Raw genomic sequence first — 23840 nt, forward strand, 5'->3', positions numbered from 1 at the left:
CCGCGATCCGGTCCGGATGCACGAGAGGACGGCAGCCCGCGGGCTGCCGTCCTCTCCTCTTCACGCGCGCGGCGCGCGACGCCTAGACGTGGCTGCGGTGCGTGAGCGTCGGCACGGCGCGGTAGCCGTCACGCGCGGTGACGACGAGCGTGCCGGCGACGGCGGAGACGGAGAGGGCGGCGACGGCGATGAGGAAGACGGTCATGGTGGTGCTCCTGCGGGAAGGCGGATGGCGGCGCACTCCGCCGCATGACCATGAGACCACCCGGGACCGTTCAGGACAAGCTCATAGTCCTTGCCTCGTTGTGTAGCCTGGCTTCATGGACATCCGCCGCCTCGAGCTCCTCCGCGAGCTCGCCGACCGCGGCAGCGTGGGCGCCGTCGCGCGCGCTGCCGGCCGCACGCCGTCGGCGGTCTCGCAGCAGCTGAAGGTGCTGGAGCGGGAGGCCGGCGTGCCCCTCACCGAGCGCTCGGGCCGCGGGATCGTGCTGACGGACGCGGGCCGGGCGCTCGCCCGCACCGCGACCGACATCGCCGTCGCCGTGGCCCGCGCGGAGGCCCTGTGGGAGGACTTCCGGCACCAGCCCTCCGGCGAGGTCACGCTCGCGACGTTCCCCACCGCCGCGCAGATGCTGCTGCCGGGGCTCCTCGACCGCGTCGCCGCGATCCCCGACCTCACCGTCCGCGCCAGCGACCGGGACCCGGCGTCGCGGGCCTTCGCGGACCTCACCGCCGACTTCGACGTCGTCCTCGCGCACTCGCTCGCCGGGGCCGGCACCTGGCGCGGGCTCGGCCTCGTCATCGTGCCGCTCATGGTGGAGCCGCTCGACGTCGCGATGCCGGCCGACCACCGCCTCGCGGGCCGGGCGTCGGTCAGTCCGGCCGACCTCAGCGGCGAGCCGTGGATCGGCGTGCCGCAGGGCCTCCCGTTCGACCGGATCCTCCTCGACATCGAGCAGGCCGTCGGCGCGCCCGCGCGCGTGGTGCAGCGGTTCAGCGACACGCGCATCACGGAGTCGCTGGTGGCGTCGGGCCACGGGATCGCGCTGCTGCCGCGCTACACGGCGGGCGAGCACGACGGCGTGGTCGTCAAGCGCCTGTCCGGCGTCGCCTCGAAGCGGCACCTGCACGTGCTGCTGCGACCTGACCGGGCGGAGCGGCCGTCGGTGCGTGCCGTGGTGGACGCCCTCCGCGAGGAGGCGCGTGCGGTGGACGCGCGCTTCAGCGGCAGCGCGTGAGGCTGAAGCACGAGCGGGTCAGCGGCGGCACCTGAGCGCCGGCGGGGATCCGGGTCAGGTGGCCTCGGCGTCGAAGGGGGCGGGCTGCGCCGACGCGGCGGCGGCCTCGCGCTCCAGGCGCTGGCGTCGGGCGACGGTGGTCTCGACGGGGACGCGCGGCTTGGTGACCACGGGCTCGTCCTCGAACAGCGCCTCCTTGATGATGCGGCGCGGGTCGTACTGGCGCGGGTCGAGCTTCTTCCAGTCGACCTCGTCGAACTCCGGACCCAGCTCGTCGCGCATGCGCTCGCGCGCCCCGGTGGCCATGCGGCGGGCCGCCTTCACCAGATCCGCGAGCTTCTGGGTGTAGATCGGCAGCCGCTCGGGGCCGAGCAGGAACACGGCGATGATGCCGATGAGCATCAGCTTCTCGAACGTCAGGCCGAACATGATCACAGGCTAGCCGGTCGGTGCCCGATCTCCGCCCGATCTCCGTCGGCGCGCAGGCTACCGTCAGCCGCGACCCCCGTCCGGTGCCTGCGCGGACAGGGCGTCGGTCGGGTGCGCGGCCGCGGGCCGATACCCTGGGGACCCGGAAGAGGGAGGTGCCGCGTGTCCGACCAGGAGACCGGGTGGAAGTTCGCCGAGGACGTCGTCGTCGAGGACGAGCACATCGCCCTGGCCCGCCAGCACTCCCGCGAGCTCGGCATCGAGGCCGTCTCCCCCGCCGTCGGCGCCCAGCTCTCGCTCCTGGCCGTGGCGACGCGCGCCACCAGCGTCATCGAGATCGGGACGGGCGCCGGCGTGTCCGGCCTCTGCATCTTCCGCGGCGCACCGCGGGCCGTCCTCACGAGCATCGACGTGGAGTTCGACCACCAGCAGGCCGCGCGGGAGATCCTCGCCGACGCGGAGGTGCCCGCGAACCGCGTGCGCCTCATCACGGGCCGCGCGCTCGACGTGCTGCCGCGCATGAGCGACGCGAGCTACGACCTCGTCCTGGTGGACGCGGATCCCGCCCAGGTCATCGAGTACGTGGAGCACGGGCTGCGGCTCGCGCGCACGGGCGGACTCGTCCTCGTGCCGCACGGGCTCTGGCGGGGCCGCGTGCAGAACCCCGCGGCGCGCGACGCGCAGACCGCCGCGTTCCGCACGCTGGTGCAGGAGACGGCCGGGTCGGGCGCCGTCGTCGCCGCCCTGTCCCCCGCGGGCGACGGCCTGCTGCAGATCGCGAAGACCGGCCGCTGATCCCCGCAGCTCCCCGCCCGTACGCGACACCGCCCGCCCCGTCGTCGACGGAGCGGGCGGTGTCGCGTGATGCGCTCGACTAGCTCGCGCTGGTCACCGCGGCGAGGGCATCGTGAAGCTCCTTCGCTTCGGCGTCGTTGACGGAGACGACGAGTCGTCCGCCTCCCTCCAAGGGCACGCGCACGATGATGAGCCTGCCCTCCTTCACGGCCTCCATCGGTCCGTCGCCGGTCCTGGGCTTCATGGCTGCCATTCGGCTCCCCTTTCGTGGATGTGCGTCCATTATCCCGCATGGACGCGCTCTCCGATGAACGCGCGGCTCCGTGCTACGCCCGCCGCGCCCCCGTCGGGGTGAGGAGGGGGCGCGACGGGAGGCCGGGAGCCGGGTCACGGGGGCGTCCAGTCGCCCGCGGTGGCGCGCCAGACGAGGTCGATCCAGATCCACTGGCCGGCGATCATGGCCACCACCACGGCGGCGCGGTAGGCGCGGGACCGGGGCACCGCCAGCGCGCCGGCCAGCGGGATCATCGGCAGGAGCAGGCGGAAGAGGCTCGACTGCGGGAAGAACACGGCCAGGAGGTAGAGCCCGTAGGAGGCGACCCAGATGCGCAGCTCGGGGCCGAGCGCGCGGACGGACGGACGCGTGAGCACGACGACGAACGCCGCGACGACGGCGAGGACCGCGACCGTGCCGAGGGGACCGCCGATCCAGAAGCCGCCGGCGTCGAACCACGCCTCGAAGGGCACCAGGTGCCGGTAGCCGACGTAGGACGCCCGCCAGGAGAGCTCCGTGTCCGTGTAGGCCGTGAGCGAGCCGGTGCCGATCCACGCGATGACCGGCCACGCCGCGCCCGCTGCGGCGGCCGAGGTCGTCGCGAGGACCAGCCGGGCGCGCTCGGCCGGGGGGAACGGATCGCGCGCGGCCGTGGCGAGCCGGTGGACGCCGTGCAGCAGGAGCGCGAGCGCGAAGGCCAGGCCGAGCGGCCGGGTGAGGGCGAGGAGCACGACGACGGGGGCGAGCAGGGCGTAGCGCCGTTCGACGAGGAGGAGCAGCGCCGTGAGGAGCAGGAGCGTCTGGAGGCTCTCGGCGTACGCGATCTGGAACAGCGGCGACACGGGGGCCACGCACACGATCACGACGGCGAGGAGGGTCGACGAGGGCGACAGCGAGCGCGACAGCAGCCGGTGCAGCACCAGCACGGCGCCAGCTCCGGCCACCACGGACACCGCGACGCCGACGAGCTCGAAGGACGCGCCCATGGCGTCCTGGATTGCGCGCACGAGGGCCGGGTACAGCGGCATGAACGCCCAGGGGTTCGACTGCACGTGCCCCGCGGCGTCGACGGGCAGGACCGCGGGGTAGCCGTACGTCGCGATCTCGCGGTACCAGCCCGCGTCCCAGAACGCGGCGAACCGCAGGTAGGACGGCGACGCGTCCGCCCACGGCGTGCGGATCTGGCTGCGGGCGGAGAGCAGCATCATCCCGGTGGTGAGGACGCGGCTCGCCAGGTAGACGCCGAGGACCGCCGCCCACCAGGGCCAGCGGGAGGAGGGCCGGGCGAGGGGCAGGAGACCCGGCCCGGGGCGTCGGGCGGGCCGGGCGGCCGGCCGGGTCAGCGCGCCGTCAGCCACGCCCGCAGGCCGCGCTCGCACGAGGTGATCTGGGCGACGTCGACGCGCTCGTCGTCGTGGTGCGCGAGGAGCGGGTCCCCGGGGCCGTAGTTGACGGCCGGCACGCCCAGCGCGCTGAACCGGGCCACGTCGGTCCAGCCGTACTTGGGCTTGGCCTCCCCGCCGACGGCGGCGAGGAACGGCTGCGCGATCGCGGCGTCGAGGCCGGGGCGCGCGCCCTCCGCGAGGTCGACGACCGTGATCTCGAAGCCCGGGAACAGGCTCGTCACGTGCGCGACGGCCTCGGCCCCCGAGCGGCTCGGCGCGAAGCGGTAGTTGACGTGGACCATCGCCTCGTCCGGGATCACGTTGCCCGCGATGCCGCCGGACACCCCGACCGCGTTGAGGCCCTCGCGGTAGACGAGGCCGTCGACCTCGACCTCGCGCGCCTCGTACGCGGCGAGCGTGGCGAGCACGGGCGCGATGCGGTGGATCGCGTTCTCGCCGACCCAGGAGCGGGCCGAGTGCGAGCGCCTGCCGAACGCGCGCACCTCGACGCGCAGGTTGCCGTTGCAGCCGCCCTCGATCTCGGCGCGCGTCGGCTCGCCGAGGATGGCGAAGTCGCCCTCGAGGAGCTCGGGGCGGGTGCGGGCCAGGCGGCCGAGGCCGTTGAGGCTGTCGGACACCTCCTCGTGGTCGTACCAGATCCAGGTGATGTCGTACGCGGGATCCGCGAGCTCGGCTGCGAGGACCAGCTGCACGGCGACGCCCGCCTTCATGTCGACGGTGCCGCGGCCCCAGAGGTACTCGACGCCGTCCTCGTGCTCGGTGCGGGTGGGCAGGTTGCGGTTGAGCGGCACGGTGTCGATGTGGCCGGCGATGACGACCCGGCGGTCGCGCCCGAGGCGCGTGCGGGCGACGACCGCGTCGCCGTCGCGCTCCACCTCGAGGTGCGCGCAGCCCGCGAGGGCGCGCTCGATGGCGTCGGCGAGCGTCGCCTCGTCCCCCGAGACGGATTCGACGTCGCAGATCGCGCGGGTGAGCGCCACGCTCCCGGCGGTGAGGTCGAGCTCGGGCACGGCGGGCGTCTCGGTCGGCATGCGAGACATCCTAGGTCGGCGGCGGCACGCGGCCCTGGGCAGGACCCGGACGGCGGGGTGGCGGACGGCGATCGGTACGCTGGCCGCATGGCCTCCCCCGCTCCGACCCCGTCCGCCGCGCCCGCCACCGGATCCGCCTGGGGCTACGGCCTCGCGACCGTGGCCTCCGACGGCACCGTGCTCGACACCTGGTTCCCCGCCCCCGAGCTGGGCTCCCTGCCCGCGGGACGCGACCGCTGGATCGCGCCGGCCTGGGTCGAGGAGCTCGCCGTCGCCGACCCGCGCCGCGGCGTCACGGTCGACATCGTCACGGTGGAGATCGACCTGGAGGCGCCGCCCGCCTCCACGCCCGACGCCTACCTCCGCCTGCACCTGCTGAGCCACCTGCTCGTGCAGCCGAACGCGCTCTCGCTCGACGGGATCTTCGCGCACCTCCCCATCGTCGTGTGGACCAACGCCGGCCCCGTGCACCCCGACGACTTCGACCGGCTCCGCCCCTCCCTCCAGCGCGCCGGCATCGCCGCGCACGGCGTCGACAAGTTCCCGCGCCTCCTCGACTACGTCACCCCCGACCGCGTGCGCATCGCCGACGCGTCGCGCGTGCGCCTCGGCGCCCACCTCGCGCCCGGCACGACCGTCATGCACGAGGGCTTCGTGAACTTCAACGCCGGCACCCTCGGCGCCTCCATGGTCGAGGGACGCATCTCGCAGGGCGTGGTCGTCGGCGACGGCTCGGACGTGGGCGGCGGCGCCTCCATCATGGGCACGCTCTCGGGGGGCGGCACGGAGCGCGTCGTCATCGGCGAGCGGGCCCTCCTCGGCGCCAACTCCGGCGTGGGGATCTCGATCGGCGACGACAGCGTCGTGGAGGCCGGCCTCTACGTGACCGCGGGCACCAAGGTGCGCCTCGCGGGCCAGGCGCCGGGACCCGACGGCACCGTGCCCCAGGTGAAGGCCGTCGAGCTGTCGGGCCGCCCGGGGATCCTGTTCCGCCGCAACTCGCTCACGGGCGCCGTCGAGGCCGTGCCGCGTCGCGGCGGCGGGCAGATCCTGAACGAAGCGCTGCACGCGTAGCGGCGGCCCGGCGGATCAGCGGCGGAAGCCCCGGCGGCGGGGCGGGGCGGTCGCCTCGGCCGGCGGGTCGATCCTCAGCACGTCGACCACGACGGCCGTGACGTTGTCGCGCCCGCCGTTCTCCAGCGCGTGCGCGACGAGGGCGCGGACGGCCGTGCCGGCGTCGTCGGCGCGCAGCAGGTGCCCGCGGATCTCGGCGTCCGCCAGCTCCTTGGTCAGGCCGTCGGAGCAGACGAGCAGTCGCAGCCGCGCCGTGACGGGCAGGAGCCAGTAGTCGACCTCCGCCGCGTCGCCCACGCCCACCGCGCGCGTGATGATGTTGCCGTCCGGATGGCGGTCGGCCTGCGCCCGCGTGAGGCGGCCCGCGTCCACCATCTCCTGCACGACGGAGTGGTCGACGGTCACCTGCTCGAGCACGTCGCCGCGCAGCTGGTAGACGCGCGAGTCGCCCACGTTGAAGACCGCCCAGTACGGGCGGTCGGACACGAGCGTGAGGCAGGCGCCGGTGAGGGTGGTCCCCGCGTGCAGCTCCAGGTCGCCGGTCTCCTCGCGGATGTCGTCGACCGCGCGCTCGAGGGCGGGCTCCACGCCCTCGGGATCCGCGAAGCCGCCCTCGGCGCGGCCCTGCTCCTCCGCGAGGCGGCGGATGACGGCGTCGCTCGCCACGTCGCCGGCCGCGTGGCCGCCCATGCCGTCGGCGACCGCGAAGTACGGGACCGCCGCGAGGACGCTGTCCTCGTTGTGGTCGCGCCGGAGGCCGCGGTCGGTCGCGGAGGCCCAGCCGAGCACGAGCCGGCGCCCGTCGGGCAGGACGAGGGCGGTCTCGGTGACGTCGACTCCGATGGCGGTCATCGGGCGGACAGGATCTCGAGGACGACGCCGTCGCCGATGTCCACGCGGGTCCCCGGCACGACCACGAGCGACTCGCCGGGGCGGAGCGCGAGGCGCTCGACGCCGGGCGCGAGCACGACGGTGCCGTTCGTGGAGTCGAGGTCGGTCACCACGATCGCACCGGACTCCTGCCGGAGCGCCACGTGCGTGCCGGAGATCTCGCCGAGCGGGGAGGGCACCGTGACCAGTCGCGGCGCCGGGCCCCGCACGACGCGCGGCGGGCGGGGACGGCGGCCCACGATGACGGGGACGTCGAGCGGGATGCGCTCGGGATCCGGGTGCCCCGTCCCGGCGGCGAGCGGCACCCCGTCGCGCATGATGCGGACGGCGTGCACGATGCGGATCGCGTCGGCGTCGGCGTCGGCCTCGGGCGTCGTCGCGATGGCGACCGTGGGGACGCCTGCCGAGCGGGCCCGGGCGGCCGCCTCATCGTCCGCGGCGGGGTCGCCCAGGGCGGAGGCTGACCGATCCGCGACAGGGGCCGCCGGGACGGACGAGGAGGCGGAGGCGGCGGGCGGATCGGCCGGCGCGAAGGCCTCCCCCGAGGGCGCGTCGAGGACCGTCGAGACGAGGCCCGGGTCGACGGGCGCGGACGCCCGGTGCGCGCCGCCCCCGGCCCGGCGGCCGCTCCCGCCCGCGGATCCGGATGCGCGCTCGTCGGACGCCCGTGCGTCGACGCGCCACGCGATGGCGTCCGCGACGACCGCCCCGGCCACGACGGGCAGGCCGTCGGCCACGACGGCCGAGAGGGGCGCGGACGCGCTCCCCAGGCGGTAGGCCCGCACGCGGTCGAGCGTCGCGAGGTAGAAGGGGAGCGCCTGGCGCGCGTCGACGCGACGCGGGGCGAGGTCGGCGGGGGGCGCGGACTCGTCGTACCCGCCGTCGACGTCGACCACGGCGTCGCCCCGCAGCACGACCTGGAGGCGGGCGGCGTCGGGGGCCCCGGCCTCGTGCACGACCACGGCGAAGGACGCGACCTCGTCGGGGCCGCGCAGCGGGAGCACCGCGACGATCGACTCGGCGGCGACCTGCGGCTGCGCGAGGATCCGCCAGAGGTCGTCCACGAGGCGCGTGGACGCGCCGTCGGGCAGGAGCACGACCGCCTGCGGCGTGACCACCGCGACGCCGGCGGATCCCGCGGCGGCGGGAGAGGATCGGTGGGAGCCCTCGCTCACGTCATGGGCTCCATCGAGGGTCGGCGCCCGGTCGGGCGGTCGGCGACGGGCCTCGGGCGGCCGGACGCGCTGGGATGGATCCTACCGCGTGGGCGACCCCCGGCCGAGGGGTGCGCGGACGTCGGCCCTCGGGCCCCGAGGAGGGGCATCCGCACCGCCGGAGGGTCCGCGCACCGCGGATCCGGTTGCCCGGCCCCCGTCGGGCTGTCATGCTCGGACGATGAGCACGCCGCCGCGCCCCTCCGCCCGCGGGCTCCCCGTCGACGCGATCTCCCGCTCCATCGTCGACCAGCTGCGGGAGGACGGCCGCCGGTCGTACGCGGAGATCGGCAAGGCGGTCGGGTTGAGCGAGGCCGCCGTGCGCCAGCGGGTGCAGAAGCTCACCGACGCCGGCGTGATCCGCATCGTGGCGCTCACCGACCCGCAGCAGCTCGGGCTCACGCGCCAGGCCATGATCGGCGTGACGGTGAGCGGCGACGTGCGCGTCGTGGCCGACGCCCTCGCGGCCATCCCCGCGGTCGACTACGTCGTGATGACGGCGGGCACGTTCGACCTGCTCGCCGAGGTGGTGTGCGAGGACGACGAGGAGCTCGTCGAGCTCCTGAACGCCCGCATCCGCGGGCTCGAGGGCGTCGTGAGCACGGAGACGTTCGTGTACCTCAAGGTCCACACGCAGGACGGGCACGGGCGCTCCCGGTGACGCCGGCACGGCCGCCCCTCCCCCGACGCGGCTCCGCCGGTCCGTCCCCCGCCCGCGCCGTGACGGTCCGGCTTCGCGGCACCCGCCCTAGCCTCGCCGCATGACGCCCTCCCCCGCTCCCGTCCTCGCTCCCCCGCGCCCACCGAGTGCTCCCGGCACGAGCGCCGCCGCGCCGTCACGCGATCCCGGCGGTCGGCTCCCACCGGCACCCGGCGCGCTGCCCCCGGGGGCTTCTCTCCTGCGCGTGCCGTCGCCCGTGGGGCGGCTCGAGCTCGTGTCCGAGGGCGACCGGATCACCTCCCTCACCATCGCGACCGGCGGTCTCCTGCCGCTCGACCACCTCGACGACCGCCCGAGCCCCGTCCTCCGGGAGGCCGCCCGGCAGTTCAAGGAGTGGTCCGCGGGGCGCCGGCAGGCCTTCGACGTCCCGGTGCGCCTCGCCGGCACGCCGTTCCAGGTCGCGGTATGGGAGGCGCTCCTGCGGATCCCGCACGGCGGCGTCACGACGTACGGCGCCCTGGCGCAGGCCGCCGGCCGGCCGGGCGGGGCACGGGCGGTGGGCGGTGCCGTGGGCGCCAACCGGCTGTGCATCCTGGTGCCCTGCCACCGCGTCCTCGGCGCGGACGGGCGCGTCACGGGCTTCAGCGCGGGCGACGGCGTCGCCACGAAGGTGCGGCTGCTGGCGCTCGAGGGATCGGTGCTGGCGTCGTGACACGGGAGTCGGTCGTCGTCGGCGACGACGGCGTCGCACGCTGCGCCTGGTCCGCCGCCGACCCGGAGTACCGCAGGTACCACGACGAGGAGTGGGGGCGGCCGCTCCACGGTGACCGGCCGCTCTTCGAGAAGCTGTGCCTCGAGGGGTTCCAAGCGGGACTGTCCTGGATCACCATCCTCCGCAAGCGCCCCCGGTTCCGGGAGGTCTTCCACGGCTTCGACATCGACGCCGTGGCCGCCATGGACGAGGACGACGTCGAGCGGCTCATGGGTGACGCCGGGATCATCCGCAACCGCGCGAAGATCCTCGCCGCCTCCGGCAACGCACGGGCTGTGCGCGCGCTCCTGGGCGAGCGCGGGGACGGCGCGCTCGACCGCCTGGTCTGGGCGCACGCGTCCGACCCGTCGTCCCGGCCGCGGCCCGCCACCGCCGACGACATCCCCGCGATCACCCCCGAGTCCACCGCGCTCAGCCGGGAGCTCAAGGTGCACGGGCTCCGCTTCGTCGGGCCGACGACCGTGTACGCCCTCATGCAGTCCTCGGGACTGGTGGACGACCACGTCGTCGGGTGCCACCGGGCAGTCTGATCGGCGCGTCGTCCCCGTCCCGCCGGCCCGGCGTGGAGGCGCGTCCTGCGCGCGCGACGGCGGCGTGGCCGGATCCGCCCGATGAGCGCAGCCGGATCAGTGCGGCGCGGCCACCAGAACGAGGTCGCCGGATCCGCCGCGCGTGAGCTCGACGCCGGCCTCGGCGGCCCACTCGAGCAGCTCGTCGACGGAGGCGAGGTCGCGACCGGCGAGGACCAGGGCCCGCACCAGGTCGCCCTTGGCCTTCTTGTTGAAGTGGTTGAGCGCGCGCACCGTCCCGTCCTCGCCGCGGGCGACGACGCGCACGACGGTCGAGTCGGCGTGATCCGGCCGCGGCCCGAGCGCGGCGTAGCCGTCGGAGCGGAGGTCGAGGACGAGGCCCGGGATGGCCTCGAGAACGCGGCGGACGGAGGCCATCCAGTGCGCCTTCATCCGGAGGCCCGGCACCCGGCTGTCGTGGGAGAGCCGGTACGCGGGGATCGGGTCGGTGGCCATGACGGGCCCGAACAGGGCCGAGTGCACGGCGACGTGGCGGCCGGCGAACGCCAGCTGCGCGTCGTCCAGGGCGTCGGCGCCGATGGGGTCGTAGAGGACGCCGGTGTAGCGCCGGAGCGCCGGCATGGTGGGCGAGGACTCCACGAGCCGGTCGCGTTCCACCTCGCCCGCCTGGCGCGGACCCAGCTTGAGGGCCCGCGCCGCCGCCTCGGGGTCCCGCGCGAGGTCCGCGACGGCCCGGATGATCGTCCGCCGCTCCGCCGTCAGCTCGGGGAAGGAGAGCCGCCCGAGGTCCAGGCGGGATCCGTCGTCCCCGCCGTCGCGCTTCGTCTCGGACGGGGGCAGCAGGACGAGCACGGGACCTCCGGGTGGGGCGGCGGGACGGGACGGGGGTGCGAGCTGGGATGGAGGTGCGGCGACGGGAGGCCGGAGCGGCGCGACCCACCGCCCCTGGACGCACGAAGGCGGACGGCCCCCGAGGGGACCGCCCGCCGTCGGACGGAGGTGGCGCTACGCGACCAGGGAGGCCTGGCGCGCGACCACGGTCACGTTGTCGTTCTCCACCGAGAGGAAGCCCTCGTCGGCGTCGGCCGTGATCACGGATCCGCCGTCCTGCGTGATGCGGACGTTGCCGGTCGCGAGGATCGCCAGCAGCGGCTCGTGACCGGCGAGGATGCCGATCTCGCCCTCGCTGGTGCGCGCGACGACCATGGACGCCTGCCCCGACCAGACCTGCTGGTCGGCGGACACCACGGTCACCGTGAGATCAGCGCGCGCCATGTCAGCCGTTCTCCTTCTGGATCTCGGACCAGCGGCGCTCGACGTCGTCGAGGTCGCCGACGTTGAAGAACGCCTGCTCGGCGACGTGGTCGTAGTCGCCGTCGGCGATCTTCGAGAACGACTCGATGGTGTTCTTCAGCGGCACGGTGGACCCCTCGACGCCCGTGAACTTCTTCGCCATGTACGTGTTCTGCGAGAGGAACTGCTGGATGCGGCGGGCACGGGAGACCGTGACCTTGTCCTCCTCGGAGAGCTCGTCGACGCCGAGGATCGCGATGATCTCCTGGAGCTCCTTGTTCTTCTGCAGGATCGCCTTGACGCGGGTGGCCGTGTCGTAGTGCGCCTGGCCCAGGTACCGCGGGTCGAGGATGCGGCTGGTGGACGTCAGCGGGTCGACGGCCGGGTAGAGGCCGCGCGAGGCGATCTCGCGGCTGAGCTCCGTGGTCGCGTCGAGGTGCGCGAACGTGGTGGCCGGTGCCGGGTCGGTGTAGTCGTCCGCGGGGACGTAGATGGCCTGCAGCGACGTGATGCTGTGGCCGCGGGTCGACGTGATGCGCTCCTGGAGCACGCCCATCTCGTCCGCGAGGTTCGGCTGGTAGCCCACCGCGGACGGCATGCGGCCGAGCAGCGTGGAGACCTCGGATCCGGCCTGCGTGAAGCGGAAGATGTTGTCGATGAAGAGCAGCACGTCCTGGTTCTTCACGTCGCGGAAGTACTCCGCCATCGTGAGCGCGGACAGGGCCACGCGCAGGCGCGTTCCCGGCGGCTCGTCCATCTGGCCGAAGACCAACGCGGTCTTGTCGAAGACGCCGGCCTCCTCCATCTCCATGATGAGGTCGTTGCCCTCACGCGTGCGCTCGCCGACGCCGGCGAACACGGACACGCCGCCGTGGTCCTGCGCGACGCGCTGGATCATCTCCTGGATGAGGACGGTCTTGCCGACGCCCGCGCCGCCGAACAGGCCGATCTTGCCGCCCTGCACGTACGGGGTGAGGAGGTCGATGACCTTGATGCCGGTCTCGAACAGCTGCGTCTTGGACTCGAGCTGGTCGAACATCGGGGGCTTGCGGTGGATGGGCCAGCGCTCGGTGATCTCGATCGGCTCGCCGCCGACGTTGTTGAGGATGTCGCCGGTGACGTTGAAGACCTTGCCCTTGGTGATGTCGCCGACGGGCACCGAGATGGCGGCACCCGTGTCGCGCACCTCCTGGCCGCGGACGAGGCCGTCCGTGGGCTTCAGGGCGATCGCGCGCACGACGTCGTCGCCGAGGTGCAGGGCGATCTCGAGCGTGATCTCCGTCGACTCCTCGCCGAGGGTGATCGTGGTCTTCAGGGCGTTGTAGACCGGGGGGATCGAGTCGTGCGGGAACTCGATGTCCACGACCGGGCCGGTGACGCGGACGATGCGTCCGACGCCGGCCACGCTGTCGCTGGCGACCGGCGCAGTGGCGGTGTCAGTCATTGATGTCTCTCTTCTTCATTCGTGGAGCGTGGGAGTTACTTGCTGGAGGCGAGCGCGTCCGCGCCGCCGACGATCTCGGAGATCTGCTGCGTGATCTCAGTCTGACGCGCGTTGTTGCGCAGCCGCGTGTACGTGATCACGAGCTTGTCGGCGTTGTCGCTCGCCGACTTCATGGCCTTCTGGCGCGCGGCGTGCTCCGAGGCGGCCGACTGCAGCATGGCGTTGAAGATGCGGCTCTCGATGTAGACGGGCAGCAGCGCGTCGAGCACGTCGCCCACCTCGGGCTCGAACTCGTAGAGCGGCAGGACGGCGCCGTCACCGGGAGCCTCCACCCCCTCGACGACCTCGAGCGGCAGCAGCCGGACGACCTCGGGCTTCTGCGTGGCGATGGACACGAAGCGGTTGAAGACGATGTGGATCTCGTCCACGCCGCCCTCGGACGCCTCCGTCACGAACTTCTCGACGAGCGCATCGCCGATGGACTTCGCGGTCTCGAACTCCGGCTTCTCCGTGCTCCCCGTCCAGATGCGCTCCGAGGAGCGCTTGCGGAACTTGAAGTACCCGACGGCCTTCCGGCCCACCAGGTAGTACACGATCTCCTTGCCCTGCGAGCGGAGCAGCTCGGCGAGCTGCTCGGACTCCTTCAGGACGCTGGAGCTGAACGCCCCGGCGAGGCCGCGGTCGGAGGCGAAGACGACGATCGCCGCCCGCTCCACCTTCTCGGGCTCGGTCGTGAGGATGTGGTCGACGTTGGAGAACGTCGCCACCGCCGAGACCGCGCGCGTGACGGCACGGCTGTACGGCGCGGACGCCGCCATCCGCTGCTGCGCCTTCTGGATGCGCGACGCGGAGATCAGCTCCATCGCGCGGGTGATCTTCTTCGTCGTCTGCGCGGACTTGATCTTCTGCGTGTAGACCCGGAGTTGCGCTCCCATGAGTCTCCCTATCGGTCTCGGTCGGTGGCGGATCGGTGAGGCGAGCGCGTCAGCGCTTGCCCTTGACGATCTGCTCCTGGTTGACGTCCTCGGCCTTGGCGGGCTCGAACCTCTCGGATCCCACGGATGCGAGCGGCTTGCCCTCGCCCGTCTGGAACTCGAGCTTGAACCGGTCCACGGCCGCATCCAGCGCGTCGGTGATGTCGTCGGTGAGGACGTTCTTCTCCTTCAGCTGCGACAGGACCTCCGTGTTGCGGTGGAGGTGGTCGAGCAGCTCGCGCTCGAAGCGCAGGATGTCCTCGACCGGGACCTCGTCGAGCTTGCCCTTCGTGCCCGCCCAGATCGAGACGACCTGCTCCTCGATGGGGAACGGCGAGTACTGGGGCTGCTTGAGCAGCTCGGTGAGGCGCGCGCCGCGGGCGAGCTGGCGACGGCTGGCCGCGTCGAGGTCGGACGCGAAGATCGCGAACGCCTCGAGGGAGCGGTACTGCGCGAGCTCGAGCTTGAGCGTGCCGGAGACCTTCTTGATGCTCTTCACCTGGGCGTCGCCGCCGACGCGGGACACCGAGATGCCGACGTCCACCGCGGGACGCTGGTTCGCGTTGAACAGGTCCGACTGGAGGAAGATCTGGCCGTCGGTGATCGAGATCACGTTGGTCGGGATGTACGCCGAGACGTCGTTCGCCTTCGTCTCGATGATGGGCAGGCCCGTCATCGATCCGGCGCCCAGCTCGTCCGAGAGCTTGGCGCAGCGCTCGAGCAGGCGGGAGTGCAGGTAGAACACGTCGCCGGGGTACGCCTCGCGTCCCGGCGGGCGGCGCAGGAGGAGCGAGACGGCGCGGTAGGCCTCGGCCTGCTTCGACAGGTCGTCGAAGATGATGAGGACGTGCTTGCCGCCGTACATCCAGTGCTGGCCGATGGCCGAGCCGGTGTAGGGCGCCAGGTACTTGAAGCCGGCGGGGTCGGACGCGGGGGACGCGACGATGGTCGTGTACTCCATGGCGCCGGCCTCCTCGAGGGCGCCGCGCACGGAGGCGATGGTCGAGCCCTTCTGGCCGATGGCGACGTAGATGCAGCGCACCTGCTTGTTCGTGTCGCCGGACTCCCAGTTGGCCTTCTGGTTGATGATCGTGTCGATCGCGATGGCCGTCTTGCCGGTCTGGCGGTCGCCGATGATGAGCTGGCGCTGGCCGCGGCCGATCGGGATCATGGCGTCGATGGCCTTGATGCCGGTCTGCATGGGCTCGTGCACGCTCTTGCGCTGCATGACGCCGGGCGCCTGGAGCTCGAGGGCGCGACGGCCCTCGCTCGCGATCTCGCCCTGGCCGTCGATGGGGTTGCCCAGCGGGTCCACGACGCGGCCGAGGTAGCCGTCGCCGACGGGGACGGAGAGCACCTCGCCGGTGCGGCGCACCTCCATGCCCTCCTCGATGCCGGCGAACTCGCCGAGCACGATGACGCCGATCTCGCTCTCCTCCAGGTTCTGGGCGAGGCCCAGGGTCCCGTCGGCGAACGTGATGAGCTCGTTGGCCATGACGCCGGGCAGGCCCTGCACGTGGGCGATTCCGTCGCCCGCGTCGAGCACGTAGCCGACCTCGGTGGTCGAGGCCTTGCCGGGCTCGTAGGACTGCACGAAGTCCTTGAGCGCGTCCCGGATCTCGTCGGGGCTGATCGAAAGTTCTGCCATCTTCTTTCCCTTTGCATTCACGGGAGCCGACGGCTCCCGAGGTGACGCCCGCCGGTCAGGCGAACTGGAGTCTCAAATCGTTGATCCTGGTGGCGACGCTGCCGTCGATGACGTCGTCGCCGATCTGGACGCGGAGGCCGCCGACGAGGTCGCGGTCCACGACCTGGTTCAGCTCGACCCGCCGGGAGTACCGGCGGCTCAGTGCCTGCGCGAGGCGCTCCGACTGCTCGGGCGACAGGGGCGAGGCGACGCTGACCGTGGCGATGGTGAGGCCCGCCTGGTCGGCCACGAGGGTGGCGGCGTGGCGGACGAGCTCCCCGATGCGGCGGCCGCGGGGCTGCTGCACGAGCTGCTCGACGATGACGACCGTCTGCTCCGATGCCCGGCCGTCGAGGAGACGGTGGACGAGCGTCGACTTGGCTTCGGGATCGCCCAGCTTGTCGCCGAACGCGAGCTCGAGGCGGTCATCGGTGGACACGGCCCGCCCGAACGTGAACAGCTCGGACTCGACGGGCGTCCCCGCGGGCGCCGAGATCGCCACGGCACGGATGCCCAGCTCCTCGATGCCCGCCAGCAGCTCGTCGTGCGACGACCAGCGGCCGTCGACGACCGCGCGGATGACGCGCAGCGCCGGCTCCTGCACGGTGGAGCCGAAGACCCGGCCCACGATGCTGTGCTTGACCTCCGGCGCGATGCCGGTGTCCGCCAGGGCGGAGAGCAGGTGCGTGGATCCGCCGATGGCACGGCCGGCTCCGAGGAGCTGACCGGCCGTCGACAGGTCGACGCCCCCGAGCTCCGCGAGGACGCGGCGAGCCGCGTCCAGCGATGCGCGCGATGCACTGCCCATCAGTTGGCGGATCCCGTCCTGCCGGCGGTCTCGCTGGCCTCCAGGTCGGCGAGGAACCGGTCGACGAGCGCGGTGGAGCGCTGGTCGTCCGTGAGGCTCTGGCCGATGACGCCCGACGCGAGGTCGATCGCGAGCGAGCCGACCTCCGATCGGAGCGAGACGACCGCCTGCTGGCGCTCGGCCTCGATCTGCTGCTGCGCGCTGGCGGTGATCCGGGCGGCGTCGGCCGTGGCCTGCTCCTTGATCTCCGCGGCGATCGCCGTGGCGTCGACGCGGGCCTGCTCGCGGATGCGACCGGCCTCGGCGCGTGCCTCGGCCAGCTGCGCGGTGAGCTCGGCCTTCGCGGCGTCGGCCTCGGCCTGCGCGCGCTCGGCCTTCTCGATGCCGCCGGCGATGGCCTCGGTGCGACCGTCGAGCATGGCGTAGACGCGCGGGAGCGCGTACTTCCAGACGACGACCAGGAGGACGACGAACACGACCGCCGACCACACGATGTCGTAGACCGCGGGAAGGAGGATGCTCGGCGCTTCTTCACCTGCCGCCATCACGTTGTGGGGCGTGAGCATGTGCGTCTCCCCTAGTTGGTGAAGATGAAGTAGGTCGCGAGGCCGATGAGCGCGAGCGCCTCGGAGAACGCGATGCCGAGGAACATCGTGGTGCGGAGGCTGCCGGCCATCTCGGGCTGGCGGGCCATGGCCTCGACGGTCTTGCCCGCGACGATGCCGACACCGATGCCGGGGCCGATCGCTGCGAGGCCGTAGCCGACGGTCGCGATGTTGCCGTTGATCTCGGCGAGAATGATGGGGTCCACTGGGGTTTCCTTCCGGTTGGGTGATCTCGTGGGTGGACGAGATCGCTTAGTGCTCCTCCGCCACGGCCATCTGGATGTAGACGGCGGTGAGGAGGGCGAAGATGTAGGCCTGCAGGACGGCGACGAGCAGCTCGAAGAGCGTGAACGCGAACCCGAGGACGAGGGTGCCGGCGCCCAGGATCTTGAACGCGCCCTCCGCCTCGAAGAGGAAGAACCACGTCGCGGAGAAGCAGAGCACCAGCAGGAGGTGCCCCACGACCATGTTCATGAGGAGTCGCAGCGTGAGCGCGACGGGCCGGATGATGAAGGTCGAGAGGAACTCGATGGGCGTCAGCAGGATGTAGACCAGCTTGGGCGCCCCAGGCGGGAAGAGCGTGTTCTTGAAGAACCCGACCCCGCGGTCCTTGATGCCGGCGTAGATGAACGTGACGTACGCCACGGCCGCCAGCAAGAGCGGCAGGCCGATCACCGAGGTGCCGGCGATATTGAGGAAGGGGATGACGCCCGTGAGGTTCATGCCGAGGACCAGGAAGAAGATGGTCATCAGGATCGGCAGGAAGCGACGCGCGTCCTTCTTGCCGAGGATGTCCTCCGCGATGTTGACGCGGACGAAGTCGACGCCCATCTCCACGAGGTTCTGGCCGCGACCCGGGACGAGCGCGAGCTTGCGCGTGCCGACGACGAACAGGACGACGAGGACCGCGAGCACCAGGAGCCTGATGAGCATGATGCGGTTGAGGTCGAAGCCGGTGCCCTCGAAGAAGGCGATGGGCGGGAAGAACTCCGACAGCGTGGGAGCGTGGAACCCCTCACCCGAGTCTTCAGCGGCGAGGGTGATGATGCTGGGTGCAGCGGTGGCTAACAGCGCTATCTCCTGTTTCGGGGCGTGGAGCGCGAGCTCTCGCGGCGACGAACGGATGGGGTGAGAAGACGCCGGCGTGAGGTGGATCTGGGCACGGCCCGACGGGAATCGTCACGAGAGAGACTATCAACAATGAGGGTGCCCTGACTAATCGCGTCCCCCCTGCCGACGGCCGGGCGGCGCGCGCCTAGCGTCCGGGCAGCTGCGCGTCGCTGACGTAGCCGACGCGGGCCTTGGTGATCACGATCATGTCCATCACCAGCGCGCCCACGACCCCCACGATCACGGTCACGAACAGCACGACCAGGTTGATCCACGGCTGCTCCTTGAGCGCCAGGGCGATGGCGAGGAAGACCACGAACTTCAGCAGCCACGCCCCGAGCACGACGGAGAAGAAGATCGTCGGGTAGATGGGCGACGACTGGTACCGGTTGGCGAAGAGGATGCTGCCGGCCGTGAGCCCGAGGAACACGAGCGCCATCGCGCTGCCGATGACGGCGCTGAGGAGGCCGCGGCCCCCGTCGACCGCGAAGCCCACGATGCCGCCGACCACCGCGATGGCGAGGGCGAGCAGGGCGCCGCCGAGGAGGATGCGCGCGAACACGTCCTTCTTCGCGGGACGCTCGGCGGGGGCGGGGGCGCTCGGGCTGTCGGTCATGCTGTCTCCTTGCTGGTCCCGCCGTGCGGGAGGTCGGTCGGTCGGGTCGCGGCGGCTCCGGCGGCGAGGTCGGCGTGCTCGCGCTCGACGGCCTCCAGTTCGGCGTCCGTGAGGCGCGCGAGCGGTCGGTCGACGGCGGCCTCGTCGAGCGGGTCGTAGGCGGCGGCGTCCTCGGACTCCGCGTCGGCGGGCACGAGCTGCGCGGCGGCCTCGAGGCGCTTGCGGCGGCTGAGCGGCGCGAGCGTGAGGACGGCGCAGACCACACCATGCCGACGGCGATGAAGGCCACGCCCCACGCGTAGGGCTGCACCACGAACATGAGCAGGCAGCCGGCCGAGACGACGCCCGTCCACGCGTAGAAGATGAGCGTCGCATGCAGGCGCGAGTGCCCCATGTCCAGCAGGCGGTGGTGGAGGTGCTTCCGGTCCGCGCTGAACGGGGACTTGCCCGCCTTCAGGCGCCGGAAGACGGCGAGGGCGAAGTCGAGCAGCGGCACGATGAGGATCGCGAAGGGCAGGAGGATCGGCAGGAACGCGGGCAGCAGCTGCGAGCGGCCGAAGGTCTCCGGGTTCGGGTCGATCTCGCCCGTGACGGCGATGGCGCTCGTGGCCATGAGGAGCCCGACGAGGAGCGCGCCGGCGTCGCCCATGAAGAGCTTCGCGGGGTGCCAGTTGAAGGGGAGGAAGCCGAGGCACGCGCCGATCAGGATCGCGCTGATGAGCGAGGCGAGGTTGAACCGCTCCGTCTGGCCGGTGTCCGTGTCCGAGAGCAGGAAGCTGTAGAGGAAGAACGTGCCGTTGGCGATGATGGCGACGCCCGCCACGAGGCCGTCGAGCCCGTCGATGAAGTTGATGGCGTTCATGACGAGGACGATCGCGAAGATCGTCAGCATGATCGACATCTGCGAGGAGCCGACCGTGAGGCCCCCGATGGGGAGCGAGGAGATGGCGACGCCCTGCCAGGCGAGGAGGCCCGCGGCGAGGATCTGGCCGGCCAGCTTGATCATCCAGTCGAGGTCGTAGATGTCGTCGAGGACGCCGATGACCACGATCATGAGCGCGGCGCCGAGGATCGCGATGACGGGGCCGGGCCGCTCGAACACCAGCCCGAACCAGGAAACCTGCGAGGCGATGGCGAAGGCCACGAGGATCCCGGCGAACATCGCCACGCCGCCGAGGCGCGGCGTCGGGCGCGTGTGCACGTCACGTGCGCGGATCGCCGGGTAGAGCCGGTAGCGGTAGCCGAGCTTCATCACGATCATCGAGAGGACGAGCGTGATGACCCCCGAGACGACCGCCATGGCGGCGTAGTAGGTCACCGGGGGTGCGCGGGCGGATCCGCGGGGGGCTCGGTCGCGGACGGGGCGGCGGGCGCGGCCTCGGGCTCGACGAACTCGGGGTAGGTCGGGCCGGCCTCGGGCGACGGGTCCGCGGGCGGCGCGTCGGCGGGCGGCGCGTCGGCGGGCGGCGCGTCGGCGGGCACGGGCACGGCGGCCGGGTCCGCGTCGGGCTCCGCCGGATCGGACGGCGCGGGATCGGGCTCCCCCGGCTCGGCCGGCGCGGCCGGCGCGGCGACCACCGGCTCGAGCTGGTCGCCGATGAGCTGCTGGATCTGCGCGCGCGAGATGGCGCCCTCGCGGACGATGCGGACGCGGCCGCCCGCCGCGGTGACGCGCGACGCGTCGACGATGGTCGAGGCCGATCCGCCGGCGGAGCCGCCGTCGAGGAAGATGTCGACGGACCCGCCCAGCTGCTCGGCGGCGTCCTGCGCGGTCGCGGCGGCGGGCTGGCCCGTCCTGTTGGCGGACGAGACCGCGAGCGGGCCCGTCTCGGCGAGGAGCTCGAGCGCGAAGGAGTTCGCGGGCATGCGGAGCGCGACGGTGCCGCGAGTCTCGCCGAGGTCCCAGACGAGGGACGGCTGCGCCACGAGGATCACCGTGAGGCCGCCCGGCCAGAACTCGTCCACCAGGCGGCGGACGACGTCGGGCACGTAGTCGGCCAGCGCGTCGAGCGTGGACTCGCCGGGGATGAGGACGGGCGGCGGGGCGTCGCGCCCGCGGCCCTTCGCGTCGAGGAGCCGCTGCACCGCGTCGGGGTTGAACGCGTCGGCGGCGATCCCGTACACGGTGTCCGTGGGGATGACGACGACCTCGCCGCGGCCCACCGCCTGTCGGGCGAGTCTCATGCCGGTGAGGAGGTCGGTGTCGACTGAGCAGTCGTAGATGCGCGCCATGTCGTCGCTCATCGTAGCCGAGCGCGTCGCCCCGGCCCTGAGCGGCGGATCCGCGCCGCGCCGACGCCCGCATACTGGGTCGGGTGACGTCCCGGCCCTCCTCCCCCGCCCCCGACGGGCTCCTCTTCGTCTTCGACATGGACGACGTGCTGTACGACCACGACTGGCGGGGGCCCGCCGACCGGATCACCGCGGCCACGGGTCACGACCTCGCGGAGCTGCGCCGCCGCTGGTACAACGACGACGGCGAGTGGGCCGCGGAGGCGGGGCGCTTCGACGCCGACTCCTACCTCGACGCGTTCTGCGCGGCCGTGGGCGTCGACATCGACGAGGACGAGTGGGTGCGCCGGCGTCGCGCGTCGATGGTCGTGCGGCCGTCGGCGCTCGAGGCCGTGGCGCGCGCCCGGGAGGCCGGGCGGATCACGCTGCTGACCAACAACAACGCCCTCGCCGCCCGGCACCTCCCCGCGCTCGCGCCCGAGCTCGTGCCGCTCTTCGGCGTGGAGCACCTCCGGACGTCGAGCGGGTACGGGGCCAGGAAGCCGGACCCGGCGGTGTTCCGCGGCGTGCTCGCCGCGTACGGGCAGCCGGCCGAGCGCACGTTCTTCGCGGACGACCGTCTGGACAACGTCGCCGCGGCGCGCGGGCTCGGGATCACCGGGCACCACGTGCGGGGGCCCGGCGACCTGCTGCCCGCGGTCGAGGGGTTCATCCGGGCGCAGGCACGCCGGGGCTGATCCTGCGGGCGGCTCCGCGGCGCATCCGGCTCAGCGCAGCGCGGTGGTCGCGCGGTCGCGGCGCGTGAGGTCCTGGTGCGTCGCGGTGGCGCGCCAGCCGTCGGCGTCGAGGAGCGCGCGGATCGCGTCGCCCTGCAGCTCCCCGTGCTCGATCACGAGCGCGCCGCCCGGGTGCAGCAGGCGCCGGGCCGTCGTCGAGACGAGGCGGACGACGTCGAGGCCGTCCGTGCCGCCGTAGAGCGCGAGCGCGGGATCGTGCAGGCGCACCTCCGGGTCGCGCGGCACGGCGTCGACCGGGATGTAAGGCGGGTTGGACACGACGACGGACACGGTGCCGTCGAGCTCCGGGAACGCGTCGGAGAGGTCGCCGAGCACGAGGTCGACGTCGGGCGCGAGGCGCGCGACGTTCCGGGCCGTCCACGCGTGCGCCGCGGGCGAGACCTCGATCGCGTGCACGCGCGCGTGCGGCACCTCGGTGGCGAGCGCCAGCGCGAGGGCGCCGGATCCGGTGCCGAGGTCGACCGCCACGGGCGCCTCGCCGGGAGCGGCGCCCAGGGCGTCGATCGCCAGCTGCGCCACGTGCTCCGTCTCGGGCCGCGGCACGAAGACGCCGGGACCCACGAGGAGCTCGAGCGAGCGGAAGTGCGCCACGCCCGTGATGTGCTGGAGCGGCTCGCGGCGGGCGCGGCGCGCGGTGAGCGCGAGGACGCGCTCGGCGTCCGCGGCGACGACGGGCGCGCGCGTGATCGCGCGCGACTGCACCTGCCCGCGGGAGAGGCCGAGGACGTGCCCGATGAGGAGCTCCGCGTCGACCGCGGGATCCTCGACGCCCGCCGCGGCGAGCGTCGAGCCGACGCGCATGCGGAGGGCGTCCACGGTGACCGGGACGCCCTCGCCGTCAGCCACGCGCGAGCGGGCGTCGCGCGGTGACCCGTCGGATCACGCGTCGCCCCCGAGCGCGTCGAGCCGCGCCTCCTCGTCGGCCTGGATGCAGGACTCCACGACCGGGTCGAGGGCTCCGTCCATCACGGCGTCGAGGTTGTACGCCTTGTATCCCGTGCGGTGGTCCGCGATGCGGTTCTCCGGGAAGTTGTACGTGCGGATGCGCTCGGACCGGTCCATGGTGCGGATCTGGCTCCGGCGCACGGCCGAGGCCTCCGCGTCGATCTCCTCCTGCTGCTTCGCGAGGACGCGCGCCCGGAGGACGCGCATGCCGGCCTCGCGGTTCTGCAGCTGGCTCTTCTCGTTCTGCATGGCGACCACGATGCCCGTGGGCAGGTGGGTGATGCGGACGGCGGAGTCGGTCGTGTTCACCGACTGGCCGCCGGGGCCGGACGAGCGGTACACATCGATCTTGAGGTCGTTGGGGTCGATCGCGACCTCCTCGACCTCCTCGACCTCGGGGATCACGAGCACGCCCGCGGCCGAGGTGTGGATGCGGCCCTGCGACTCGGTCGCCGGCACGCGCTGCACGCGGTGCACGCCGCCCTCGTACTTGAGGTGCGCCCACACGCCGAGCGCCGGGTCGTCGGACGTTCCCTTGATGGCGACCTGGACGTCCTTGTAGCCGCCGAGATCGCTCTGCGTCTGGCTGAGGATCTCGGTCTTCCAGCGACGCGACTCCGCGTAGTGCAGGTACATCCGGAGGAGGTCGGCGGCGAACAGCGCGGACTCCGCGCCGCCCTCCCCCATCTTGATCTCCATGATGACGTCGCGCGCGTCGTCGGGGTCACGCGGGATCAGGAGCCGCCGGAGCTTCTCCTGGGCCTGGTCGACCTCCTGCTCGAGGCCCGGGATCTCGTCGGCGAACGCCGCGTCCTCCTGGGCGAGCTCCCGCGCCGCGGCGAGGTCGTCGGTCAGCTGCGTCCACTCGGCGTGGGCCGCGACGATCCGGCTGAGCTCCGCGTAGCGGCGGTTGACCTTGCGCGAGCGCGACGCGTCGGCGTGCAGCTCGGGGTCGCCCAGCTGCTGCTGGAGCTCCTCGTGCTCCTCCAGCAGCTGGACGACGGACTGGAACAC

27 protein-coding genes and 1 pseudogene are annotated in these 23840 nt (G+C 73.0%); 7 read left to right on the forward strand and 21 right to left on the reverse strand.

Annotation, left to right across the window (positions count from 1 at the left end):
• Nucleotides 1-82 precede the first annotated feature (82 nt).
• On the reverse strand, nt 83-205 hold the full coding sequence (locus QFZ62_RS04725) for a hypothetical protein (protein WP_307502347.1): 123 nt from the start codon (nt 203-205) through the stop codon (nt 83-85).
• 115 nt (nt 206-320) lie between these two features.
• Between QFZ62_RS04725 and QFZ62_RS04730 the strand changes: the two genes are divergently transcribed.
• Entirely contained in the window at nt 321-1238 is a 918-nt protein-coding gene (locus tag QFZ62_RS04730; RefSeq protein WP_307502348.1) for a LysR family transcriptional regulator, read from the forward strand.
• A 54-nt stretch (nt 1239-1292) separates the two neighbouring features.
• Here the strand turns inward: QFZ62_RS04730 and QFZ62_RS04735 are convergent, their stop codons facing one another.
• Complete coding sequence (locus QFZ62_RS04735; protein WP_307502352.1) at nt 1293-1667, reverse strand: Sec-independent protein translocase TatB; 375 nt, start codon at nt 1665-1667, stop codon at nt 1293-1295.
• Between the two features lie 162 nt (nt 1668-1829).
• Here QFZ62_RS04735 and QFZ62_RS04740 point away from each other — a divergent pair, with 162 nt between their 5' ends.
• On the forward strand, nt 1830-2462 hold the full coding sequence (locus QFZ62_RS04740) for an O-methyltransferase (protein ID WP_307502354.1): 633 nt from the start codon (nt 1830-1832) through the stop codon (nt 2460-2462).
• A 79-nt stretch (nt 2463-2541) separates the two neighbouring features.
• On the opposite strand, the gene QFZ62_RS04745 is transcribed toward QFZ62_RS04740, so the two are convergent.
• From QFZ62_RS04745 to dapE, 3 genes are all read right to left on the reverse strand, one after another.
• Nucleotides 2542-2715, reverse strand: a complete 174-nt coding sequence (locus tag QFZ62_RS04745) for a DUF3117 domain-containing protein (protein WP_012037866.1) — start codon at nt 2713-2715, stop codon at nt 2542-2544.
• Between the two features lie 134 nt (nt 2716-2849).
• Nucleotides 2850-4094, reverse strand: a complete 1245-nt coding sequence (locus tag QFZ62_RS04750) for a hypothetical protein (protein ID WP_307502356.1) — start codon at nt 4092-4094, stop codon at nt 2850-2852.
• Nucleotides 4076-5173 (reverse strand): succinyl-diaminopimelate desuccinylase, encoded by a 1098-nt coding sequence (gene dapE, locus QFZ62_RS04755; protein ID WP_307502359.1) that lies wholly within the window; start codon nt 5171-5173, stop codon nt 4076-4078. The genes QFZ62_RS04750 and dapE overlap by 19 nt, the downstream gene beginning before the upstream one ends.
• 87 nt (nt 5174-5260) lie before the next feature.
• On the opposite strand from dapE, the gene dapD reads away from it, so the two are divergent.
• Nucleotides 5261-6247, forward strand: coding sequence for a 2,3,4,5-tetrahydropyridine-2,6-dicarboxylate N-succinyltransferase (gene dapD / locus QFZ62_RS04760; RefSeq protein ID WP_307502362.1), 987 nt, complete (start codon nt 5261-5263; stop codon nt 6245-6247).
• A 15-nt stretch (nt 6248-6262) separates the two neighbouring features.
• Here dapD and QFZ62_RS04765 read toward each other — a convergent pair whose 3' ends face one another.
• Together QFZ62_RS04765 and QFZ62_RS04770 are read right to left on the reverse strand one after the other, a co-directional pair.
• Nucleotides 6263-7099 carry a PP2C family serine/threonine-protein phosphatase gene (locus QFZ62_RS04765; protein ID WP_307502364.1) on the reverse strand — a complete coding sequence of 279 codons (837 nt, stop codon included), beginning with the start codon at nt 7097-7099 and terminating at the stop codon, nt 6263-6265.
• On the reverse strand, nt 7096-8313 hold the full coding sequence (locus QFZ62_RS04770) for an FHA domain-containing protein (RefSeq protein WP_307502366.1): 1218 nt from the start codon (nt 8311-8313) through the stop codon (nt 7096-7098). Before QFZ62_RS04770 ends, QFZ62_RS04765 begins: the two co-directional genes overlap by 4 nt.
• Nucleotides 8314-8533: 220 nt before the next feature.
• On the opposite strand from QFZ62_RS04770, the gene QFZ62_RS04775 reads away from it, so the two are divergent.
• The 3 genes from QFZ62_RS04775 (at nt 8534) to QFZ62_RS04785 (ending at nt 10315) form a co-directional block, all read left to right on the forward strand.
• Nucleotides 8534-9013 (forward strand): Lrp/AsnC family transcriptional regulator, encoded by a 480-nt coding sequence (locus tag QFZ62_RS04775; protein ID WP_307502369.1) that lies wholly within the window; start codon nt 8534-8536, stop codon nt 9011-9013.
• 244 nt (nt 9014-9257) lie between these two features.
• Nucleotides 9258-9725 (forward strand): methylated-DNA--[protein]-cysteine S-methyltransferase, encoded by a 468-nt coding sequence (locus tag QFZ62_RS04780; protein ID WP_307502371.1) that lies wholly within the window; start codon nt 9258-9260, stop codon nt 9723-9725.
• Nucleotides 9722-10315, forward strand: coding sequence for a DNA-3-methyladenine glycosylase I (locus tag QFZ62_RS04785; RefSeq protein ID WP_307502374.1), 594 nt, complete (start codon nt 9722-9724; stop codon nt 10313-10315). Before QFZ62_RS04780 ends, QFZ62_RS04785 begins: the two co-directional genes overlap by 4 nt.
• A gap of 96 nt (nt 10316-10411) precedes the next feature.
• Here QFZ62_RS04785 and yaaA read toward each other — a convergent pair whose 3' ends face one another.
• From yaaA to QFZ62_RS04845, 12 genes and pseudogenes are all read right to left on the reverse strand, one after another.
• Nucleotides 10412-11167: a peroxide stress protein YaaA gene (gene yaaA / locus QFZ62_RS04790; RefSeq protein WP_307502377.1), complete on the reverse strand. Its 756-nt coding sequence runs from the start codon at nt 11165-11167 to the stop codon at nt 10412-10414.
• A 153-nt stretch (nt 11168-11320) separates the two neighbouring features.
• Nucleotides 11321-11590 carry a F0F1 ATP synthase subunit epsilon gene (locus QFZ62_RS04795; protein ID WP_307502380.1) on the reverse strand — a complete coding sequence of 90 codons (270 nt, stop codon included), beginning with the start codon at nt 11588-11590 and terminating at the stop codon, nt 11321-11323.
• Between the two features lies 1 nt (nt 11591).
• Nucleotides 11592-13052, reverse strand: a complete 1461-nt coding sequence (atpD, locus tag QFZ62_RS04800; RefSeq protein ID WP_307502383.1) for a F0F1 ATP synthase subunit beta — start codon at nt 13050-13052, stop codon at nt 11592-11594.
• A gap of 35 nt (nt 13053-13087) precedes the next feature.
• On the reverse strand, nt 13088-13987 hold the full coding sequence (locus QFZ62_RS04805; protein WP_307502386.1) for a F0F1 ATP synthase subunit gamma: 900 nt from the start codon (nt 13985-13987) through the stop codon (nt 13088-13090).
• A gap of 49 nt (nt 13988-14036) precedes the next feature.
• Nucleotides 14037-15674, reverse strand: coding sequence for a F0F1 ATP synthase subunit alpha (gene atpA / locus QFZ62_RS04810; RefSeq protein ID WP_307502389.1), 1638 nt, complete (start codon nt 15672-15674; stop codon nt 14037-14039).
• 55 nt (nt 15675-15729) lie between these two features.
• Entirely contained in the window at nt 15730-16521 is a 792-nt protein-coding gene (locus QFZ62_RS04815; RefSeq protein ID WP_307502392.1) for a F0F1 ATP synthase subunit delta, read from the reverse strand.
• A complete protein-coding gene (locus tag QFZ62_RS04820; protein ID WP_307502395.1) occupies nt 16521-17087 on the reverse strand; it encodes a F0F1 ATP synthase subunit B in 567 nt (188 codons plus the stop codon). The genes QFZ62_RS04815 and QFZ62_RS04820 overlap by 1 nt, the downstream gene beginning before the upstream one ends.
• 11 nt (nt 17088-17098) lie before the next feature.
• On the reverse strand, nt 17099-17332 hold the full coding sequence (locus tag QFZ62_RS04825) for an ATP synthase F0 subunit C (RefSeq protein ID WP_012037850.1): 234 nt from the start codon (nt 17330-17332) through the stop codon (nt 17099-17101).
• Between the two features lie 46 nt (nt 17333-17378).
• The gene (gene atpB, locus QFZ62_RS04830; RefSeq protein WP_373425970.1) at nt 17379-18203 is read right to left on the reverse strand and encodes a F0F1 ATP synthase subunit A; all 825 of its coding nucleotides are present in this window, start codon (nt 18201-18203) and stop codon (nt 17379-17381) included.
• A 178-nt stretch (nt 18204-18381) separates the two neighbouring features.
• Nucleotides 18382-18852 carry a hypothetical protein gene (locus QFZ62_RS04835; protein ID WP_307502398.1) on the reverse strand — a complete coding sequence of 157 codons (471 nt, stop codon included), beginning with the start codon at nt 18850-18852 and terminating at the stop codon, nt 18382-18384.
• Nucleotides 18849-20170, reverse strand: a pseudogene (locus tag QFZ62_RS04840) (MraY family glycosyltransferase). Before QFZ62_RS04840 ends, QFZ62_RS04835 begins: the two are co-directional and overlap by 4 nt.
• The gene (locus QFZ62_RS04845; RefSeq protein WP_307502401.1) at nt 20167-21096 is read right to left on the reverse strand and encodes an L-threonylcarbamoyladenylate synthase; all 930 of its coding nucleotides are present in this window, start codon (nt 21094-21096) and stop codon (nt 20167-20169) included. The pseudogene QFZ62_RS04840 and the gene QFZ62_RS04845 overlap by 4 nt, the downstream one beginning before the upstream one ends.
• A 71-nt stretch (nt 21097-21167) precedes the next feature.
• On the opposite strand from QFZ62_RS04845, the gene QFZ62_RS04850 reads away from it, so the two are divergent.
• Entirely contained in the window at nt 21168-21821 is a 654-nt protein-coding gene (locus QFZ62_RS04850; RefSeq protein WP_307502403.1) for an HAD-IA family hydrolase, read from the forward strand.
• Between the two features lie 30 nt (nt 21822-21851).
• Here the strand turns inward: QFZ62_RS04850 and prmC are convergent, their stop codons facing one another.
• Entirely contained in the window at nt 21852-22727 is an 876-nt protein-coding gene (gene prmC, locus QFZ62_RS04855; protein ID WP_307502406.1) for a peptide chain release factor N(5)-glutamine methyltransferase, read from the reverse strand.
• A 33-nt stretch (nt 22728-22760) separates the two neighbouring features.
• On the reverse strand, nt 22761-23840 hold the full coding sequence (gene prfA / locus QFZ62_RS04860) for a peptide chain release factor 1 (protein WP_307502408.1): 1080 nt from the start codon (nt 23838-23840) through the stop codon (nt 22761-22763).

The sequence above is a fragment of the Clavibacter sp. B3I6 genome, from assembly GCF_030816895.1.
Taxonomy (GTDB): domain Bacteria; phylum Actinomycetota; class Actinomycetes; order Actinomycetales; family Microbacteriaceae; genus Clavibacter.